This window comes from Pseudomonas sp. 05N36 (assembly GCF_056397385.1).
The window spans coordinates 353,848-372,881 of sequence record NZ_JBFTNH010000005.1 but is presented as its reverse complement, the minus strand read 5'-3'; the positions used below and the strand labels follow the sequence as shown (position 1 = coordinate 372,881).

General features: G+C 60.5%; 20 protein-coding genes and 1 pseudogene. 7 read left to right on the top strand and 14 right to left on the bottom strand.

The genetic code is table 11. The features are described from left to right. Positions 1-4: 4 nt before the first annotated feature. Entirely contained in the window at positions 5-1,000 is a 996-nt protein-coding gene (gene exbB / locus AC1DIH_RS10140; protein ID WP_477771564.1) for a tonB-system energizer ExbB, read from the bottom strand. 189 nt (positions 1,001-1,189) lie between these two features. On the opposite strand from exbB, the gene AC1DIH_RS10135 reads away from it, so the two are divergent. Continuing rightward, entirely contained in the window at positions 1,190-2,047 is an 858-nt protein-coding gene (locus AC1DIH_RS10135; protein WP_477771563.1) for an NAD-dependent epimerase/dehydratase family protein, read from the top strand. Positions 2,048-2,200: 153 nt separating this feature from the next. Here AC1DIH_RS10135 and AC1DIH_RS10130 read toward each other — a convergent pair whose 3' ends face one another. The 6 genes from AC1DIH_RS10130 to AC1DIH_RS10105 all read right to left on the bottom strand — a co-directional run bounded on the left by AC1DIH_RS10130 (position 2,201) and on the right by AC1DIH_RS10105 (position 7,506). Next, positions 2,201-2,941: a hypothetical protein gene (locus AC1DIH_RS10130; protein WP_477771562.1), complete on the bottom strand. Its 741-nt coding sequence runs from the start codon at positions 2,939-2,941 to the stop codon at positions 2,201-2,203. Positions 2,942-2,996: 55 nt separating this feature from the next. After that, a complete protein-coding gene (locus tag AC1DIH_RS10125; RefSeq protein ID WP_003229509.1) occupies positions 2,997-3,377 on the bottom strand; it encodes a RidA family protein in 381 nt (126 codons plus the stop codon). Between the two features lie 37 nt (positions 3,378-3,414). Continuing rightward, positions 3,415-5,520 (bottom strand): bifunctional GTP diphosphokinase/guanosine-3',5'-bis pyrophosphate 3'-pyrophosphohydrolase, encoded by a 2,106-nt coding sequence (gene spoT / locus AC1DIH_RS10120; protein ID WP_019694280.1) that lies wholly within the window; start codon positions 5,518-5,520, stop codon positions 3,415-3,417. Between the two features lie 57 nt (positions 5,521-5,577). Then, on the bottom strand, positions 5,578-5,841 hold the full coding sequence (gene rpoZ / locus AC1DIH_RS10115) for a DNA-directed RNA polymerase subunit omega (RefSeq protein ID WP_003177259.1): 264 nt from the start codon (positions 5,839-5,841) through the stop codon (positions 5,578-5,580). A gap of 168 nt (positions 5,842-6,009) precedes the next feature. Next, a complete protein-coding gene (gene gmk, locus AC1DIH_RS10110; protein ID WP_019694279.1) occupies positions 6,010-6,630 on the bottom strand; it encodes a guanylate kinase in 621 nt (206 codons plus the stop codon). Between the two features lie 12 nt (positions 6,631-6,642). Continuing rightward, positions 6,643-7,506, bottom strand: coding sequence for a YicC/YloC family endoribonuclease (locus AC1DIH_RS10105; RefSeq protein ID WP_427533632.1), 864 nt, complete (start codon positions 7,504-7,506; stop codon positions 6,643-6,645). A gap of 270 nt (positions 7,507-7,776) precedes the next feature. On the opposite strand from AC1DIH_RS10105, the gene rph reads away from it, so the two are divergent. After that, positions 7,777-8,499 carry a ribonuclease PH gene (gene rph, locus AC1DIH_RS10100; RefSeq protein ID WP_054594651.1) on the top strand — a complete coding sequence of 241 codons (723 nt, stop codon included), beginning with the start codon at positions 7,777-7,779 and terminating at the stop codon, positions 8,497-8,499. Positions 8,500-8,533: 34 nt separating this feature from the next. Next, positions 8,534-8,902: a DUF4870 domain-containing protein gene (locus AC1DIH_RS10095; protein WP_123581097.1), complete on the top strand. Its 369-nt coding sequence runs from the start codon at positions 8,534-8,536 to the stop codon at positions 8,900-8,902. Between the two features lie 175 nt (positions 8,903-9,077). Here the strand turns inward: AC1DIH_RS10095 and AC1DIH_RS10090 are convergent, their stop codons facing one another. Continuing rightward, a complete protein-coding gene (locus AC1DIH_RS10090; protein ID WP_003176915.1) occupies positions 9,078-9,857 on the bottom strand; it encodes an exodeoxyribonuclease III in 780 nt (259 codons plus the stop codon). An 82-nt stretch (positions 9,858-9,939) separates the two neighbouring features. Here AC1DIH_RS10090 and pyrE point away from each other — a divergent pair, with 82 nt between their 5' ends. Next, complete coding sequence (gene pyrE / locus AC1DIH_RS10085) at positions 9,940-10,584, top strand: orotate phosphoribosyltransferase (RefSeq protein ID WP_348132898.1); 645 nt, start codon at positions 9,940-9,942, stop codon at positions 10,582-10,584. Positions 10,585-10,778: 194 nt separating this feature from the next. On the opposite strand, the gene argB is transcribed toward pyrE, so the two are convergent. From argB to coaBC, 4 genes and pseudogenes are all read right to left on the bottom strand, one after another. After that, positions 10,779-11,684, bottom strand: a complete 906-nt coding sequence (argB, locus tag AC1DIH_RS10080) for an acetylglutamate kinase (RefSeq protein WP_427547217.1) — start codon at positions 11,682-11,684, stop codon at positions 10,779-10,781. A gap of 38 nt (positions 11,685-11,722) precedes the next feature. Further along, positions 11,723-13,126 (bottom strand): annotated as a pseudogene (locus tag AC1DIH_RS10075) (phosphomannomutase/phosphoglucomutase); the annotation flags it as partial. A gap of 292 nt (positions 13,127-13,418) precedes the next feature. Then, a complete protein-coding gene (gene dut / locus AC1DIH_RS10070; RefSeq protein WP_216744360.1) occupies positions 13,419-13,874 on the bottom strand; it encodes a dUTP diphosphatase in 456 nt (151 codons plus the stop codon). Between the two features lie 5 nt (positions 13,875-13,879). Continuing rightward, entirely contained in the window at positions 13,880-15,088 is a 1,209-nt protein-coding gene (coaBC, locus tag AC1DIH_RS10065) for a bifunctional phosphopantothenoylcysteine decarboxylase/phosphopantothenate--cysteine ligase CoaBC (RefSeq protein ID WP_103314725.1), read from the bottom strand. A gap of 135 nt (positions 15,089-15,223) precedes the next feature. On the opposite strand from coaBC, the gene radC reads away from it, so the two are divergent. Beyond that, the gene (gene radC, locus AC1DIH_RS10060) at positions 15,224-15,898 is read left to right on the top strand and encodes a RadC family protein (RefSeq protein ID WP_054594645.1); all 675 of its coding nucleotides are present in this window, start codon (positions 15,224-15,226) and stop codon (positions 15,896-15,898) included. Positions 15,899-16,033: 135 nt separating this feature from the next. Here the strand turns inward: radC and AC1DIH_RS10055 are convergent, their stop codons facing one another. Continuing rightward, entirely contained in the window at positions 16,034-17,620 is a 1,587-nt protein-coding gene (locus AC1DIH_RS10055; RefSeq protein ID WP_477771561.1) for an ABC transporter substrate-binding protein, read from the bottom strand. Between the two features lie 446 nt (positions 17,621-18,066). Here AC1DIH_RS10055 and rpmB point away from each other — a divergent pair, with 446 nt between their 5' ends. Both rpmB and rpmG read left to right on the top strand, forming a co-directional pair. Further along, entirely contained in the window at positions 18,067-18,300 is a 234-nt protein-coding gene (rpmB, locus tag AC1DIH_RS10050) for a 50S ribosomal protein L28 (protein ID WP_034147715.1), read from the top strand. An 11-nt stretch (positions 18,301-18,311) separates the two neighbouring features. Then, the gene (rpmG, locus tag AC1DIH_RS10045; RefSeq protein ID WP_007894709.1) at positions 18,312-18,467 is read left to right on the top strand and encodes a 50S ribosomal protein L33; all 156 of its coding nucleotides are present in this window, start codon (positions 18,312-18,314) and stop codon (positions 18,465-18,467) included. 71 nt (positions 18,468-18,538) lie between these two features. On the opposite strand, the gene AC1DIH_RS10040 is transcribed toward rpmG, so the two are convergent. Next, a complete protein-coding gene (locus AC1DIH_RS10040) occupies positions 18,539-18,901 on the bottom strand; it encodes a cupin domain-containing protein (RefSeq protein WP_216744358.1) in 363 nt (120 codons plus the stop codon). Positions 18,902-19,034 lie beyond the last annotated feature (133 nt).

The following is a 19,034-nucleotide window of genomic DNA, read 5'->3' as shown; positions in this document are numbered from 1 at the left end:
CGGATTACCCTACTTTGACCATGTGCGGTTGCGAGGGGATGCGCTCGGGCGGCAGGTGGTCGAGGTCGCGGCTGACCAGCAGCAGGACTTGTGCCGAAGCGTCGGACACCTGGGCCTTGTAGCCKGCGATGGAGCGGGCGAAGACGTTGTAGATGACCACCGCAGGAATCGCGGCCACCAGGCCCAGCGCAGTGGCCAGCAGGGCTTCGGCGATGCCGGGGGCGACGACGGCGAGGTTGGTGGTCTGGGTTTTGGCGATACCGATGAAGCTGTTCATGATGCCCCACACGGTGCCGAACAGCCCCACGAACGGCGCGGTGGAACCGATGGTGGCCAGCACGCCGGTGCCGCTGCTCATGGTGCGACCGCAGGCGGCTACCAGTCGCTCGAGGCGGAAGCTGACGCGTTCCTTGATGCCTTCTTTTTCGCGGCTGTTGGCCGACAGGCGCATTTCTTCCAGGGCGTCGTGGACCAGCAGGTTGGCGAGGGTGCCTTCCTTGGCCGCGCTGGCGCTGGCTTCTTTAAGGGTGGTGGCTTTTTTCAGGCTGGCGATTTCACCGCGCAGACGACGCTTGGCGCCCAGCAACTCAAGGCCCTTGGCGATCCAGATCGTCCAGGTGATGATCGAGGCGATGGCCAGGCCGATCATCACGGTTTTCACGATGATGTCGGCGTTCTGGTACATGCCCCACGGCGACAGGTCATGGGCCATGCCCAGGGAATTGTCGGCTTCGAGGACTTCGGGTGCGTCAGCGGCAGCGTCTTCGGTGGCCAGTGCCGGGTTGGCGGCGACGGGTGTCACGACCGGGGCGGCGTGATCAGCGTGATCAGCAGCGGCTGGCGCGGACGCTGTTGCCGCCGGTGCGGCGGCGGTCGGCTCGACGGCGAAGGTCGCGGTCGGGGCCAGCAGCAGGCTGAACAGCAGCGCGGCGACCGCGCTCAGGGCGCGAGTGGGACGAGCAAGCGTGGTTGGCGAAGCGGAGAGTGAATTACGTGTCATGCTGGCCGGACCTAAGAGAAGAAGAGGGTTTAATGTCCTTCCAGGCCTCGTGGGCCGAGAACAAAAGTGGCGGGCATTATTGCAAGTAATTCTTGTTAACAAAAGTAATAGAGTCTCTTTTTTTCTTTGATTGCTAGCCGCGTGTCCAATACCAAGGCTAGCCTGTACCTTTCTGATGGGAGAATTTTGATGTCCGCGCCTTCTGTTTTGATCGCCGGTTGTGGCGATGTCGGCGGCCGTCTGGCCACTCAACTGTTGGCCTCGGGGTGGGAGGTTCATGGCTTGCGGCGTGACATCTCGCGCTTGCCCGAGGGCGTTATTGGCGTTGCCGGCGACTTGTTCAATGAAGACTGCCCGGCGACCTGGCCCGTCGGTGCGGTGGATTACCTGGTGTATTGCGCGGCCGCCACCGATCACGATGAAGCCGGTTACCGAGCCGCTTATGTCCAGGGCTTGCAGCATGTACTGGAGTGGCTGAACGACTACGGTCAGGCACCGAAGCGCTTGCTGTTTGTCTCCAGCAGCAGTGTGTACGGGCAGCAGAACGGTGAGTGGATCGATGAAACGTCGCCGACTCAAGCGGCCGGCTATTCCGGGCGAGTGATGCTGGAAGCCGAGCAGATCGCGTTAAACAGCGGCATTCCTGCCAGTTTGGTGCGCTTGACCGGGATTTACGGCCCGGGTCGTGAGTGGCTGTTGAGCCAGGTGCGGCAGGGGTATCGCGTTGCGATTGACCCGCCGTTGTACGCCAACCGGATTCATGTGGATGACGCGGCCGGGTTGTTGGCGTTCCTGTTGCTGCGTGCCGAACGCGACGAGGCGCTGGATGACTGCTATATCGGCGTCGACGACGCGCCCGCGCCGTTGGCGGACGTGGTGGGCTGGTTACGCGAGTACCTTGGGGTGACCGAATGGTCGGAGGATGCCAGCGTGCGCCGTACGGGCAGCAAGCGTTGCAGCAACGCCCGCGCCAAGGCGCTGGGCTGGACACCGCGCTATCCGAGCTTTCGTGAAGGGTATGCAGCGATTCTTGAAGGCCGCAGCTGACATTCGGTCACCACGAAACAACTGTGGGAGCGAGCCTGCTCGCGATTAGGCCATAACATTCAGCATTAATGCTGACTGTTACACCACCATCGCGAGCAGACGAACGTCGCCCGGCTCTTCCCACATTGGTTCTTTGGTGATCCTAAAGCAGGATCACTGTTTTTCCAGTGTCCATTGGCGATTGCCAGGGGTGAACGAAGGGACTTCATCCGCCTGGGCGCCATTGACTGCCTGGAAAATCTCCATCTGTTTGCCGTTGCGGGTGAAGATCCACGGGTTGCCCTGGCCGCTCAGTTGCAGCCAGACGGTGTCGTGGCCGCCGCTCATGGAGGCGCAGTCGCCCGCCAGGCACAGCGCGTAACGGTCAGCGCCGGGCAGCCCTTGAACAGCGCCATCGGCCTGGAACTGCACGGTGCTGCCTTCGCCAGGACCGTTGACGATCTTCCAGCTACCGCCCAGGTAGGCTGAGTACAGCGCACGCTCGAAGCTGGCGCCAATCGGCGCGCCTTCGGGGGCGATGTCTTTGGCGCGGTCAAACAGTTGCTCGGGCTCGTTGTCGTTGGCCACTTGCTGCAGGTGTTTGCCGTCGCGCTTCAATTCGGTGGCAGCGCTGCCATAAAACTCGACTTTCCAGGCATCGGATTTCTCGCCGAGCATTCTGCCTTCGACGTTCTCGAAGCCGTTTGTGTAGCGCGCCTGGCCGGCCTTGGTGTTGACGTCCCACTCCAGGTTCGGGCCATAGGCTTGCAGTGCTTCGCGCAGCGGGCCGCCCTTGGCCGCCGCATCGATTGCCGACTGGTTGATCCAGGTGCCACTGATGTCGCGGTCGGCAGGGTTGCTGGCACAGCCACCGAGAAACACCGCGAGCAACGAGAGAGCTAGCGCTTTGCGCATGAGGAAATCCTTACAGAACGAAGTCGGCGCAGCCTGGGAGGCTGCGCCGTGCGTATTACTCGATGACCAGGATGGCATCCATTTCAACCTGCGAACCCTTTGGCAGGGCCGCCACGCCAATGGCGGCGCGCGCCGGGTAAGGCTGGTCGAAGTATTTGCCCATGATCTCGTTGACCTTGGCGAAGTGGCTCAGGTCGGTGAGGAAGATGTTCAGTTTGACGATGTCCTTGAACGAACCGCCAGCGGCTTCGGCCACGGCTTTGAGGTTCTCGAACACCTGGACGGTCTGGGCTTCGAAGCCTTCGACCAGTTCCATGGTTTTTGGATCGAGCGGGATCTGGCCGGACATGTAGACGGTGTTGCCAGCCTTGATCGCCTGGGAGTAAGTACCGATGGCGGCCGGGGCCTTGTCGCTGGTGATAACAGTCTTGGTCATGTATGACTCCTTGTAATTGGGGGGCTGTATGGACGAGCTAGGCACGCATGCGGGTGATGCGAATCACCCCGGTCAAGGCGCGCAGTTTCTTGATCACGCGAGCCAGGTGTACACGGTCGTGTACGCTGACCACCAGTTGGACCACGCTGATACGACCGTCGCGTTCGTCCATGCTGATTTTTTCGATGTTGCCGTCGGCAGCGTTGACGCTGCTGGCCAACAGGGCAATCAGGCCGCGCTGGTGTTCCAGCTCGACGCGCAGTTCGACATTGAATTCGCCGGTGACATCCTTGGCCCACGAGAGCTGGATGCATTTTTCCGGGTTGTGGCGGATTTCGCTGATGTTGCGGCAGTTGTCCAGGTGCACGACCATGCCTTTGCCGGCAGACAGGTGGCCGACAATCGGGTCGCCCGGGATCGGCGTGCAGCACTTGGCGTAACTGAGCACCAGGCCTTCGGTGCCGCGAATCGCCAGCGGACCTTCCGGGCTTGGCAGCTGTTCGCCTTCGCCGAGCAGGCGGCGGGCGACGACGTAGGCCATGCGATTGCCCAGGCCGATGTCTTCGAGCAGGTCTTCGATCAGTTCGAGGCGGTATTCATTGAGCATCGCCTTGATGCGCTCGGCCGGGACTTTTTCCAGCGAGCTGTCGAAGCCGTTGAGCACCTTGTTCAGCAGGCGTTCGCCGAGACTGATGGACTCGGAGCGGCGCTGCAGTTTCAGCGCGTGACGAATATGCGTGCGGGCCTTGCCGGTGACCACAAAGTTGAGCCAGGCCGGATTCGGCCGTGCGCCCGGAGCGCTGACGATCTCGACCGTCGAGCCGCTTTGCAGCGGTTCGGACAGCGGCGCCAGGCGACGGTTGATCCGGCAGGCGATGCAGCTGTTGCCGACGTCGGTGTGCACCGCGTAAGCGAAGTCGACCGCCGTGGAGCCTTTTGGCAGCTCCATGATCCGGCCTTTTGGCGTGAACACGTAGACCTCGTCCGGGAACAGGTCGATCTTCACGCTTTCAATGAATTCCAGCGAGTTGCCGGCGCGTTGCTGCATTTCCAGCACGCCCTTGACCCACTGGCGGGCGCGGGCGTGAGTGCCTTTTGGCTGCTCGTCGCCGCTGGATTTGTACAGCCAATGGGCGGCGATGCCGTTGTTGGCCATCTCTTCCATTTCACGGGTGCGGATCTGGATTTCGATCGGTACGCCGTGCATGCCGAAGAGCGTGGTGTGCAGCGACTGATAGCCGTTGGCCTTGGGAATCGCGATGTAATCCTTGAAGCGACCCGGCAACGGCTTGTACAAATTATGCACAGCACCGAGCACGCGGTAGCAGGTATCGACCTTGTCGACGATGATCCGGAACGCATAGACGTCCATGATCTCGTTGAAGGCCCGACGCTTGCCGCGCATTTTCGTGTAGATGCCGTAGAGGTGTTTCTGGCGACCGCTGACCTCGCCCTGAATGCCGTCGATGGCCAGGCAGTGGCTGAGGGATTCTTCGATCTTGTTGACGATTTCCTTGCGGTTGCCCCGGGCGCGCTTGACCGCCTGGTAGATCCGCGCGGAACGCATCGGGTGCATGGCCTTGAAGCCCAGGTCTTCGAACTCTACGCGGATGGCGTGCATGCCCAGCCGGTTGGCGATGGGCGCGTAGATTTCCAGGGTTTCCTTGGCGATCCGCCGGCGCTTTTCACCGGACAGGACTTCCAGCGTGCGCATGTTGTGCAGGCGGTCGGCCAGTTTGACCAGGATCACGCGAATATCGCGCGCCATGGCCATGGCCATTTTCTGGAAGTTTTCGGCTTGGGCTTCGGCTTTGGTCTCGAAGTTCATCTGGGTCAGTTTGCTGACCCCGTCGACCAGTTCGGCCACGGTTTCGCCAAACTGCGCAGAGAGCGCTTCCTTGGCAATACCGGTGTCTTCGATCACGTCATGCAGCATCGCGGCCATCAAACTCTGATGGTCCATGTGCATGTCGGCAAGAATGTTCGCGACCGCTAACGGGTGCGTGACGTACGCCTCGCCGCTGCGGCGGCGCTGGCCGTCGTGGGCTTGTTCGGCGTAGAAGTACGCTCGGCGGACCAGGTTGACCTGGTCGGTGCCGAGGTAGGTCGATAAGCGTTCGGCGAGGGCGTCTATGCTTGGCATGATGACTCCTGCCGATGGCTGTGACCCCGCGCCGTACTACGTCGACCAGGCATGGACTTAGACGGCCTCGTTGGACTCGTCCTCGAACGCTGCGAACAGCGGTTCGTCTTCGACGATTTCAGCATTGGCGATGAACTCGTAGCTCATCAGGCCTTCAGCGATTTCACGCAGGGCCACAACGGTAGGTTTGTCGTTTTCCCACTGGACCAGGGGCTCTTTGCCGCCGGTGGCCAGTTGACGGGCACGCTTGGTAGAGAGCATGACCAGCTCAAAGCGGTTTTCCACGTGTTCTAGGCAGTCTTCAACGGTTACGCGGGCCATGGTATTCCTCGGAGCGAATGCAATATGCGCGCTGCCCGGTTGGGCGAGCGGACTCAACAGTTTAAAAAATCACCAGCGATTAGGGAAGCGCTGATTTTTTAACCAAGCCCTTCAGCGCGCTGCAAGTACCAATGTAAAGCCCTTGCAGCGGTTTTGGGAAGAGCTGATTCAGCCCAGCAATTCGGCAAGCAATTTACCGAAACGCTGTTGCTGACGTTTCTGATGCAGCTGATTGGCGCGGAAAATCGCTTTCAGGTCCTCCAGCGCCTGGTTGAAATCATCGTTGATGATCAGGTAGTCGTAGTCGACGTAGTGGCTCATCTCGCTGACCGCTTCACGCATCCGGCCCTCAATGATCTCGTGGCTGTCCTGGCCGCGGCCGTGCAGGCGTTGGCGCAAGGCCTCCTGGGAGGGCGGCAGGATGAAGATCGAGCGCGCATGCGGCATCAACTTGCGCACCTGCTCGGCGCCTTGCCAGTCGATTTCGAGGATCAGGTCGTGGCCTTCATCCAGGGTCTGCTGCAGGTGGCTTTGCGAAGTGCCGTAGAGGTTGCCGAACACTTCGGCGCGCTCCAGGAAGTCGCCGTGCTCGATCATCTTCACGAACTGGGTGCGGTCGACAAAGTGGTAGTTCACCCCGTCCACTTCACCCTGGCGCATGGCGCGGGTGGTGTGCGAGATCGAAAGACGGATCTGTGGAAGATCGTTGATCAGGTCCTTGACCAGGCTGGTTTTACCAGCGCCGGACGGGGCGGAGATGATGTACAGGGTGCCAGTGCTGTGGGTCATGTCAGGGTAGCCTTACTCAATGTTCTGCACTTGTTCGCGCATCTGCTCGATCAACACTTTGAGGTTGACCGCAGCCTGGGTGCTGCGCGGGTCGAAGGCTTTGGAGCCCAGTGTGTTGGCTTCGCGGTTGAGCTCCTGCATCAGGAAGTCGAGGCGCCGGCCGGCAGCGCCGCCGGACTTGAGCACGCGGCGAACTTCAATGATGTGGGTGCTCAGGCGGTCCAGTTCTTCGGCGACGTCGCTTTTTTGCGCGAGCATGACCATTTCCTGTTCCAGGCGCTGCGGGTCGAGTTCGGCCTTCATGTCGGCAAAGCGGTCGAGCACTTTCTGGCGCTGGGTGGCGAGCATCTGCGGAACCAGTTCGCGCAGGGTCACCACGTCTTCTTCAATCGACGTCAGGCGTTCGTTGATCAGTCGGGCCAGCTCCGCACCTTCGCGCTCGCGGCCAGCCTTGAGTTCCTTGAGGCCTTCATTGAACAGGGCCAGCGCCTCGGCGTTGAGCGCTTGCGGGTCGCTTGCGTCGGCAACCAGCACGCCAGGCCAGGCCAGCACTTCCAGCGGGTTGAGGGCTGAAGGGTTCTTGATCAGGCTGGCGACGGTCTCGGCGGCGGCAACCAGTTGCGCGGCGCGTTCGCGGTCGACTTGCAGCGGTTTGCCGGTGGTTTCTTCGGTGAAGCGCAGCGTGCATTCGAGCTTGCCGCGCGACAGGCCCTGACGCAGTGCTTCGCGCACGTTGCCTTCGAGGTCGCGAAAGGACTCTGGCAGGCGCAGGTGCGGTTCCAGGTAACGGCTGTTGACCGAACGCAGCTCCCAGCTCAGGGTGCCCTGGCTGCCGGCTTTTTCGACGCGGGCGAAGGCGGTCATGCTGTGCACCATGGAGGTACCTCGCGATTCAGGCCTGCGCCGAACCCTGCGGGCTCAACGGACCTGGTTAGATGAATTAAAGCCCACAGGCTGCAAAGGCGCAGGATTGTAGCGCAGTGCGGCGGATGCTCCCAAATGGCGCGTGTGACAAAGCGCTGCAGGTCGTCGCAGAGCCCGGTTCAGAGCCCTCGCTCGTCGCCCGTTTTTTTTAGAAGTGCCCAGGCGCGCCTGGTCGCCTTATAATGCTCGGCAGATTTCCGTCCTCCGTACAGGTGTTCCTCTATGAAACGTCCAAGTGGTCGCGCTGCCGATCAGCTCCGCTCGATCCGCATTACCCGCAACTACACCAAACACGCCGAGGGATCTGTACTGGTCGAGTTCGGTGATACCAAGGTGATCTGCACCGTCAGTGTCGAAAACGGCGTGCCGCGCTTCCTCAAGGGGCAGGGCCAGGGCTGGCTGACCGCCGAATACGGCATGCTGCCGCGCGCCACTGGCGAGCGTAACCAGCGTGAAGCGAGCCGCGGCAAGCAAGGCGGCCGTACGCTGGAGATCCAGCGTCTGATCGGCCGTTCCCTGCGCGCTGCACTGGACATGTCCAAGCTGGGCGACGTGACCCTGTACGTCGACTGCGACGTGATCCAGGCCGACGGCGGTACGCGTACTGCCTCGATCACCGGTGCCATGGTTGCGCTGGTCGACGCCTTGAAAGTGATCAAGAAGCGCGGCGGCCTGAAAGGTGGTGACCCGCTCAAGCAGATGATTGCTGCTGTGTCGGTAGGCATGTACCAGGGCGAGCCAGTGCTGGATCTGGACTACCTGGAAGACTCGGCTGCCGAGACCGACCTGAACGTGGTGATGACCAGCACCGGTGGTTTCATTGAAGTGCAGGGCACCGCTGAAGGCGCGCCGTTCCAGCCTGAAGAGCTGAACGCGATGCTGGAGCTGGCGAAAAAAGGCATGAACGATATTTTCGATCTGCAGAACGCTGCGTTGGCCGACTGACTATTCGAACTCATTCCAGGATAAGGAGAGCGCCATGAATGACGACCAGCTACCCGCACCCGCACCGAGCCAGGAAGTCAGGCAGTGGGCGATGTTCTGTCATTTGTCGGCGTTTCTCGGCTACTGGTTTCCGTTCGGCAGCCTGATCGGGCCGCTGATCCTGTGGCAGATGAAGCGCGAGCAGGACCCGTTCATCGACGCGCAGGGCAAGGAAGCGCTGAATTTCCAGATCACCGTGGCAGTGGCGGCCACGATCTGTATCCCGCTGATGTTCGTATTGATCGGTATCCCGCTGTTCGGCTTGCTGGTGATCGCGGCGGTGGTGCTGACCATCATTGGCGGCGTCAAGGCCAATGAGGGCGTGGCTTACCGCTATCCCTTCACCTGGCGGCCGATCAAGTAATGCTCGGTGAGGATGCCTTTGTGGGAGCGAGCCTGCTCGCGATAGCGGTCTGACAGTCATCGTTTCGGTGTCTGGTCTACCGTCATCGCGAGCAGGCTCGCTCCCACATTGAATAATCAGCGCCCATAGAAAAGCCGACATCTCTGTCGGCTTTTTTGCGGCTGCGAAAAAACGCTTAGATCGTCAGCGTCCAGTCGTAGTCCACGATCAGCGGTGCGTGTTGCGAGAACCGCGGCTGACGTGGCAAGCGAGCGCTGCGGACAAAGCGGCGCAGGCCGGGGGTCAGCAGCTGATAGTCGAAACGCCAGCCCAGGTTGAGCATCTCGGCCTGTTCGTTGTCTGGCCACCAGCTGTACTGATCGCCTTCGCGGCTGACTTCGCGCAGGGCATCGACATAGCCCATATTGCCGACAATCTCGTCCATCCAGGCACGCTCTGGCGCCAGGAAGCCCGGGGATTGCTGGCTGTCGCGCCAGTTCTTGATATCCAGCTTTTGTTGCGCCACGTACAGCGAGCCACAGTAAATGTACTCGCGACGTTTGCGCCGCTGTTTATCCAGATAACGGGCGAAATCGTCCATTAGCTTGAACTTCTGGTTCAAGTCTTCATCGCCGTTCTGCCCCGAAGGGAGCAGCAAGGTCGCGATGCTGACCTTGTCGAAATCGGCTTGCAGGTAGCGCCCGTAGCGGTCGGCCGTCTCAAAGCCGAGACCGCTGATGACAGCCTTCGGTTGCAACCGCGAGTACAAAGCCACGCCACCTTGGGCGGGAACTTCGGCATCGCAGGCATAAAGGAAGTAGCCATCCAGTTGGAAGGCTGGATCGTCCAGTTCAAAGGCGGAGGCGCGGGTGTCCTGCAGGCAGATGACGTCGGCATTCTGTGCCTGCAGCCAACTGAGCAAACCACGCTCGACTGCAGCCTGAATACCATTGACGTTCACACTGATGATCCGCATAAATGGCCCCAAAAATCGCGTGCGTGTATGATACACGGCGTCTACCTAATTAGCTAAATCCGTGGTATTTGGGGTTTTTTTCATGCAAGCGTATCAGCGCGACTTCATTCGTTTTGCCATCGATCGCGGCGTTTTGCGCTTCGGTGAGTTCACCCTGAAGTCCGGGCGTACCAGTCCTTACTTCTTCAATGCCGGCCTTTTCAACTCGGGTTCTGCGCTGGCGCAGCTGGGTCGTTTCTACGCGGCAGCCATCGTCGAGAGCGGCATTTCGTTCGACGTACTGTTTGGCCCTGCGTACAAAGGCATTCCTTTGGCGGCGACCACCGCCGTGGCGCTGGCCGAGCACCATGACCGCGATCTGCCATGGTGCTTCAACCGCAAGGAAGCCAAGGCTCACGGCGAAGGCGGCAGCCTGGTCGGCGCGCCATTGACCGGCGACGTGCTGATCATCGACGACGTGATCACTGCCGGTACCGCAATCCGTGAAGTGATGCAGATCATCGCTTCCCAGGAAGGCGCCAAGGCAGCCGGCGTGTTGATCGCGCTGAACCGTCAGGAGCGCGGCAACGGTGAATTGTCGGCAATCCAGGAAGTGGAACGTGACTTCGGTATCCCGGTGATCAGCATCGTTTCGCTGAATCAGGTGCTGGAATTCCTCGCCGACGATCCGCAGCTCAAGCAGCATTTGCCTGCGGTTGAAGCCTACCGCGCGCAGTTCGGCGTCTGACCACAACCCTGGCGAGCTTGTGTGGCGAGGGAGCTTGCTCCCGCTGGGCTGCGTAGCAGGCCCAAGGATTTTGTGAGCGCTGCGCACTCAAGCGGGAGCAAGCTCCCTCGCCACAAAATGATCTCCTATTGAGATCGCAGGCAAAAAAAGACCCCGCTCAGTCAGTCTGAGCGGGGTCTTTTTATGTGTATTGCTTACGGACGCTTGCGATTGCTGATCAAGGTGCCCACACCGGTGTCGGTGAAGATTTCCAGCAGAATTGCATTCGGCACCCGGCCATCGATGATCAGCGAGCTGCCGACGCCGCCCTGTACGGCCTCCAGCGCGCAACGGATCTTCGGCAGCATGCCGCCGTAGATGGTGCCGTCGGCGATCAGCTCGTCGACCTGCTGGGTGCTCAGGCCGGTCAGGACCTTGCCGGACTTGTCCATCAGGCCGGCGATGTTGGTCAGCAGCATCAGCTTTTCAGCTTTCAGTGCTTCAGCGACCTTGCCGGCCACCAGGTCGGCGTTGATGTTGTACGACTCGCCGTTGGCGCCGACACCGATGGGTGCGATCACCGGGATGAAGTCGCCTTTGACCAGCAGGTTCAGCAGGTCGGTGTTGATGCCGACTACTTCGCCCACCTGGCCGATGTCGATGATTTCCGGCTGGGTCATCTCCGGTGTCTGACGGGTCACGGTGAGCTTCTTCGCACGAATCAGCTCGGCGTCTTTACCGGTCAGGCCGATGGCGCTGCCGCCATGACGGTTGATCAGATTGACGATGTCCTTGTTCACCTGGCCACCGAGGACCATTTCCACCACGTCCATGGTCTGGGCGTCGGTGACGCGCATGCCATCGATGAAGTGGCTCTCGATCGACAGGCGCTTGAGCAAATCGCCGATTTGCGGACCGCCGCCGTGAACCACCACCGGGTTGATGCCCACGGCCTTCATCAGCACGATGTCGCGGGCGAAGCCGGTTTTCAGCTCCTCGCTTTCCATCGCGTTGCCGCCGTATTTGATCACCAGGGTCTTGCCGACATAGCGGCGAATGTAAGGCAGCGCTTCGGACAGGACCTTGGCGGTGTTGGCGGCGGCTTCGCGTTCGATGGTCATTCGGGGCTCCGGCACTTCAATAAAGGCGCTTCAAAAAATCAAAATGGTAGTTGGAGGTCAGGTGCAACACGTTTCAGTTGGGTGTGGAACACATCCTTGATGCGCTGCAGTTCGGCGTCGTTATCGGCCTCGAAACGCAGGACCAGCACCGGTGTGGTGTTGGACGCGCGAACCAGGCCCCAGCCTTTGGCGTAGTCGACTCGCACACCGTCGATGGTGGTCAATTCGGCGCCTTCACCCCAACGGGCGTCGTGCAGTGCATCAATGATGCTGAATTTGCTCTCTTCGGTCACATGGATATTGATTTCTGGCGTAGAAATATCGTTCGGGAAGGTCTCGAACAACTCTTGCGCAGTGGATTTTTCCTTGCTGAGGATCTCCAGCAGCCGCGCGGCGCTGTAAATACCGTCGTCGAAACCGAACCAGCGCTCCTTGAAGAAGATGTGCCCGCTCATTTCGCCTGCGAGCAGGGCGCCGGTTTGTTTCATCTTCTTCTTGATCAGCGAATGACCGGTTTTCCACATCAGCGGACGGCCACCGTATTCCTTGATCAGCGGGGTCAGGCGGCGGGTGCATTTGACGTCGAAGATGATCTCGGCGTCCGGGTTGCGTGCAACCACATCCTTGGCGAACAGCATCAGCAGACGGTCCGGGAAAACGATGTCGCCGGTATTGGTCACCACGCCGACGCGGTCGCCGTCACCGTCGAAGGCCAGGCCCAGGTCGGCCTTGGTTTCCTTGACCTTGGCGATCAGGTCCACCAGGTTTTCAGGCTTGCCCGGGTCCGGGTGGTGATTCGGGAAGTTGCCATCGACGTCGCAGAACAGCGGGATGACTTCGCAGTTCAGCGCTTCGATCAACTGAGGCGCGATAACGCCGGCGGCACCGTTGCCGCAGTCGACCACGACTTTCAGGCGTCGGGCGAGTTTGATGTCCTGGACGATTTCGGTGGTGTAGCGGTCGAGGATCTCGACTTTGGTGATGCTGCCCTTGCCGCTGCTCAGGTTGTTGGTTTTCAGGCGGTCATGCAGGGCCTGGATCTGTTCGTTGGCCAGGGTGTCGCCAGCGATGACGATTTTGAAGCCGTTGTAGTTCGACGGGTTGTGGCTGCCGGTGAGCATTACGCCAGACTTGCCGGCCAGCACGTTGGCCGCGTAATAGAGCGCCGGGGTTGGCACCAGGCCGACGTCGCTGACGTGGCAGCCGCTGTCGTACAGGCCCTGGATCAGTTGTTCCACCAGTTCCGGGCCGGAAAGGCGGCCATCGCGGCCGACGGAAACATTCGGCTCACCCTGGGCCAGACTTTGGGCACCGATGGCGCGACCGAGCCAGTAAGCCGTTTCAGCGTTCAGAAATTCCGGAACGGTGCCACGGATATCGTAGGCGCGGAAAATGCTGTCGGGGAACTTGGGGGCGACGCGGGTTGGGGTGCTCATCTGTGGAAATGCTCCATCTCGAAAGTGGCTGGACCTGCCTGCGAATCATTCGTCGGCAAGCTCAAACTGGAAGTTATGACGGCGTTTTCCGCAGAGAGTTCGTGGTGCGAAAGGGCCATGACACTCATGAAAGCCGGCGCATGCCTTGATTTTCGCGGTGAACCTTACAGGTGAGACAGCATAAACATTGTGGCGAGGGAGCTTGCTCCCGCTTGGGTGCGTAGCGCCCACAAAATTTTTGGGTCTGCTGCGCAGCCCAGCGGGAGCAAGCTCCCTCGCCACATGGGGCTTTGTTGTATCAGTGGCTGCCGGAATGACCGAAGCCACCGGTGCCGCGCTGGGTCTCGACGAACTCTTCCACCATTTCGAAGTGCGCCTGAACCACCGGCACCAGCACCAGTTGGGCAAGACGTTCGCCGACCACGATGTTGAAGTCGGTCTGGCCGCGGTTCCAGCAGGAGACCATTAGCGGGCCCTGGTAATCGGAGTCGATCAGGCCGACCAAGTTGCCTAGCACGATGCCGTGCTTATGGCCCAGGCCCGAGCGCGGCAGGATCAGTGCGGCGAGGCCCGGATCGCCGATGTACACCGACAGGCCGGTCGGGATCAGCAGGGTTTCACCCGGCTTGATGACCGTGTCCTGTTCCAGCATCGCCCGCAGGTCGAGGCCGGCGGAGCCTGGCGTGGCGTACTGCGGCAGCGGGAATTCGCGGCCAATGCGTGGGTCGAGGATCTTGGCTTGTAAAGCGTGCATGCGAGTTAAACCTGGTTCAGACGTTCGGCGATAAAAGTGATCAGCTGGCGGGCGATTTTGCCCTTGCTGGTCTGGGCGAAGAGTGTTGCGTGCAACTCCCGGTCGATCACGCTGCAAGCGTTTTCCTCGCTGTTGAAGCCAATGCTCGGGTTGGCCACGTCGTTGGCGACGATCAGGTCGAGGTTTTTGTCTTTCAGCTTGCGGGCAGCGTAGTCGAGCAGGTGTTCGGTTTCGGCGGCGAAACCGACACTGAACGGACGGTCGGGGCGCGTGGCTATGGTCGCCAGAATGTCTGGGTTGCGGACCATTTGTAGCAACAAGCCGTCGCCGTTCGTAGGGTCTTTCTTGAGTTTTTGTGGGGCGACGACTTCCGGGCGATAGTCCGCGACCGCAGCAGACGCGATGAACAGGTCGCAAGGGATCGCGGCTTCACAGGCGGCGAGCATGTCGCGGGCGCTGACCACGTCGATCCGGGTGACGCGATCCGGGGTCGGCAGGTGCACGGGGCCGGTGATCAGGGTCACCCGGGCGCCGGCTTCAACCGCGGCTTCGGCCAGTGCAAAGCCCATTTTCCCGGAGCTGTGATTGGTGATGTAGCGCACCGGGTCGATGTTTTCCTGGGTCGGGCCGGCCGTGATCAGCACGTGTTTGCCGGTCAGCGCCTGACGCTGGAAGCAGTCGGCGGCGCATTGCGCCAGATCGTCGGCTTCGAGCATGCGGCCCATGCCGACGTCGCCGCAGGCCTGGCTACCGGACGCCGGGCCGAAGACCTTGAAGCCACGGCTTTCGAGCAATTGGGTGTTGGCCTGGGTGGCCGGGTCGCGCCACATGGCCTGGTTCATCGCCGGGGCCAGTGCGACGGTGGCGTCGGTGGCCAGTACCAGGGTGGTCAGCAGGTCATTGGCGATGCCTTGGGCCAGGCGCGCGATCAGGTCGGCGGTGGCTGGCGCGATCAGCACCAGGTCGGCCCATTTGGCCAGCTCGATGTGGCCCATCGCAGCTTCGGCCGCCGGGTCCAGCAGGTCCAGGTGGACCGGGTGCCCGGAGAGTGCCTGCATGGTCAGCGGGGTGATGAACTCGCTGCCGCCACGGGTCATGACCACGCGCACTTCGGCGCCCTGGTCGATGAGTCGGCGAACCAGCTCGGCGCTCTTGTAGGCGGCAATGCCGCCGCCGACGCCGAGAACGATGCGTTTCCGATACAGCCGCTGCATAGGCCTGCCTTTCAATTCATTGATGACTACGTGGCGAAACCCCTCCCCAGGGTGAAATCGCCCGCAAAAAAGATGGACTACGATATCACAGCGACCGCAACGGAACAGCGGCGCCCACACACACATGGAGGTGCTATGAGCATTCGCGATTGGCCGGCGGCAGAGCGCCCGCGGGAGAAGCTTCTGGAGCAGGGTTCGGCGAGCCTTTCGGACGCCGAGTTACTGGCGATCTTTCTACGCACCGGGGTGACCGGCAAAAGCGCAGTCGATCTGGCGCGACACCTGTTGCATCAATTTGGCAGCCTGCGCACGTTACTGGAGGCCGATCAGCAGACGTTCGGCAGTCAGCTTGGGCTGGGGCCGGCAAAGTTTGCCCAGTTGCAGGCAGTGCTGGAGATGGCGCGACGGCATTTGGCGGAACGCTTGCGTCGCGACTCGGTGCTCAAGAGCCCGATCGAGGTGCGCAATTACCTGAAGGCGATGTTGCGCCATGAGCCGCATGAGGTGTTTGGCTGTCTGTTCCTGGACTCCCGGCATCGGGTGCTGGCGTTCGAGATACTGTTTCGCGGTTCGATCGACAGTGCCAGCGTCTACCCGCGTCAGGTGGTCAAGCGTGCACTGGCGCACAACGCCGCGGCGTTGATCCTGTGCCACAACCATCCGTCAGGCAGCGCCGAGCCGAGTCAGGCGGATCGAGCGCTGACCAGGCGCCTGCAAGAGGCGCTGGACCTGATCGATGTGCGGGTACTCGACCATTTCATCGTCGGCGATGGCGATCCGCTGTCGATGGCCGAGTACGGGTGGATGTGAGCGGGGTAGCGCAGCCAGGTAAATCCATGTGGGAGCGAGCCTGCTCGCGAAGGCGTCGTGTCAGTCGACCTATTCAGTGATCGAAGTGACGCTTTCGCGAGCAGGCTCGCTCCCACAGGTTTTGCGGTGACGCTTTTACTTGAGGCTGACTTTCGAGTAATCCTGACGGCCGAACGGGCTGACCTGGTAGCCCTGAACGTCCTTGCGCGTCAACGCGTAGGCGGTCGGGTGTGCCAGTGGCAGCCACAGCGCCTGTTGCTGGATCTGCGCCTGGGCCTGTTCGTAAAGCTTGCTGCGCACGCCTTGTTCGGTGGTGGTCTTGCCGGCGCTGATAACTTTGTCCAGGCCCGGGTCGCAGTAGCGGGCGAAGTTGGTCCCGGACTGGACCGCCGCGCAGGAGAACTGTGGCGTGAGGAAGTTATCCGGGTCACCGTTGTCGCCGGACCAGCCCATGAACAGCAGGTCGTGTTCGCCGGCCTTGGCGCGGCGAATCAGCTCGCCCCATTCAATCACCCGGATTTCTGCCTGAATCCCGACTTCGGCCAGGTCCGCCTGCAGCAACTGGGCGCCAAGGCTTGGGTTCGGGTTGAGCAGGCTGCCGGAAGGACGGGTCCAGATCGTGGTTTTAAACCCCTCCTTGAGCCCGACCTTGGCCAGCAGCGCACGCGCCTTGGCGATGTCTTTCGGATAGCCCGGCAAGTCCTTGGCGTAGCTCCAGGTGTTGGGCGGGTACGGACCGTTGGCAGCCTGCGCGGTGTCTTCGAAAACGGCCTTGAGGTAGTTGGCCTTGTCGAAGGCGAGGTTGATCGCCTGGCGGACTTCGGGTTTATCCAGCGGCGGATGCTGACTGTTGATGGCCACGAACGCGGTCATGAACGCCGGCGTGCTCTCGATCTTCAGGGCCGGGTCCTGGGCGGCGGCCTGCACGTCCAGCGGTTTGGGCGACAGGGCGATCTGGCACTCGTTGCGCCGCAGTTTTTGCAAGCGCACGTTGGCGTCCGGGGTGATGGCGAACACCAGGCTGTCCACGGCCGGTTTGCCGGCAAAGTAGTCGCGGTTGGCCTTGTAGCGAATCGACGCATCTTTCTGGAAGCGCCCGAAGATGAACGGGCCGCTGCCAATTGGCTGGCTGTTGAGTTTCTCGGGCGTGCCGGCCTTGAGCAGCTGGTCGGCATACTCAGCCGAGTAGATCGAGGCAAACCCCATGCTCAGGGTGACAAGGAAGGTCGAGTCGGGGTGGTCCAGGGTAAAGCGCACGGTCAGCGGGTCCTGCGCGTCGATTTTCTTGATCAGCGCAGGCAATTGCATCGATTGAGCGTGAGGGAAGCCACTTTGGGCGACTTTGTGCCAAGGGTGGGCCGGGTCGAGCATGCGCTCGAAGCTGAACTTCACGTCTTCGGCGTTCAGATCGCGGGTCGGGGTGAAGTACTCGGTGTGGTGGAACTTCACCTGTGGATGCAGCTTGAAGATATAGGTCAGGCCGTCGGTCGACACTTCCCAGCTGTCAGCCAGGCTGGGGACGACTTTGCCACTGGCGGTGTCGAAGTCCACCAGGCGGTTCATCAGCACGTCGGCCGAAGCGTTGGTGGTGGTCAGCGAGTTGTATTGAACGACATCGAACCCTTCCGGGCTGGCCTCGGTGCAGACGCTTAAAGCGGCAGCCTGGGCCAATGGGCTCAGCAAGAGTGGGGCGAGCAACAACGGTAGGGCAGCGAGGCGCATGTGTGAATTCCTGTGCAGATCGAAGGCCCATCTGCGAGTGCAGTCTGGAAAAGGCTTACCCTAGTGGGCTCTTTTACAAATGACTATCCCCTTTTTCATTTTAAGGGGAGTATGTGCGATTGTTTTCGGTGAGTACTGCCCGAGGAAAACCCTGGATTGGTCTGTTGGCCGACTTTCTGCGACGAGCGGTCGCCATCGACGACAGCCTTTGTCCAAGGCGCTCGGAGCCCGAAAAATAGGGGTTTTGTTAATTCAATGCACACCGATTGTTGTTGCTCTCTAGTCTTTCTGGTATAAAGCAGCGCTCTTTTCTAGGGGCCCGGTTCCTTCACTGTAGGTGTAGCCGGTAAGACCCTTAAAGAAACGCGGCGCCTGGCGCCAAATGACTGAGAGATTAAGCGGCCAACCCATGCCGGGTTGGGCATGTGGTTTTAGAGGGCTGAGGCATGTCGAGAGTCTGTCAAGTTACCGGTAAGGGTCCGGTGACTGGGAATAACATTTCCCACGCAAACAACAAAACCCGTCGTCGTTTCCTGCCGAACCTGCAGCATCACCGCTTCTGGGTTGAAGAAGAGAAACGTTTCGTGCGTCTGCGCGTATCTGCCAAAGGCATGCGTATCATCGACAAGCGTGGCATTACTGCCGTGCTGGCCGAAATCCGCAAAGCTGGCAAGATCTAAGGGAGCTAATCATGCGTGAATTGATTCGTTTGATTTCGAGCGCTGGTACTGGTCACTTCTACACTACCGACAAGAACAAGCGCACTACTCCGGACAAAATCGAGATCAAGAAATTTGATCCGGTTGTTCGCAAGCACGTGATCTACAAAGAAGGCAAAATCAAGTAATTGATTTTTCCTCCTGAGAAAAAGGCCCATATCGCAAGATACGGGCCTTTTTTGTTGGGGTCAGAAAAGCCTCAGGCCTTCTGTTCAAACGCCACATAGATCTTGCGGCACGGTTCCAGCACTTCCCAGGTGCCGCGGAAGCCGGCCGGAATGACAAAACGATCGCCCGCCCGCAGGGTCTTGGCATTGCCGTCGTGGTCACGCAGCACCGAAACCCCCTGTACGATTTCGCAGTATTCGTGTTCGGTGAAGTTCACCGTCCATTGCCCGACTTCACCTTCCCAGACGCCCGCGTTCAACTGACCGCACGGGCTGCTGTAGTGGTTGTAGACAGCTTGCTCGGGATCGCCCTTGAGTACTTTTGTGGCGTCCGGGCGGTAGCGCTCGGCGGGTGTGGTGGCCTGGCTGAAGTCGACAATGTCCTGGATGCTCATTCTTGTAATCCCCCGTGATTGCCTGAAAATCAAAGTCTATGTTTATTAAAATGAACATCGCAAGGCCGTTTACCGGCCATATGTCAAATATATTGAAACGTGAGGGGTCGCTGGTTTAGGGTGGCAGTTGCCT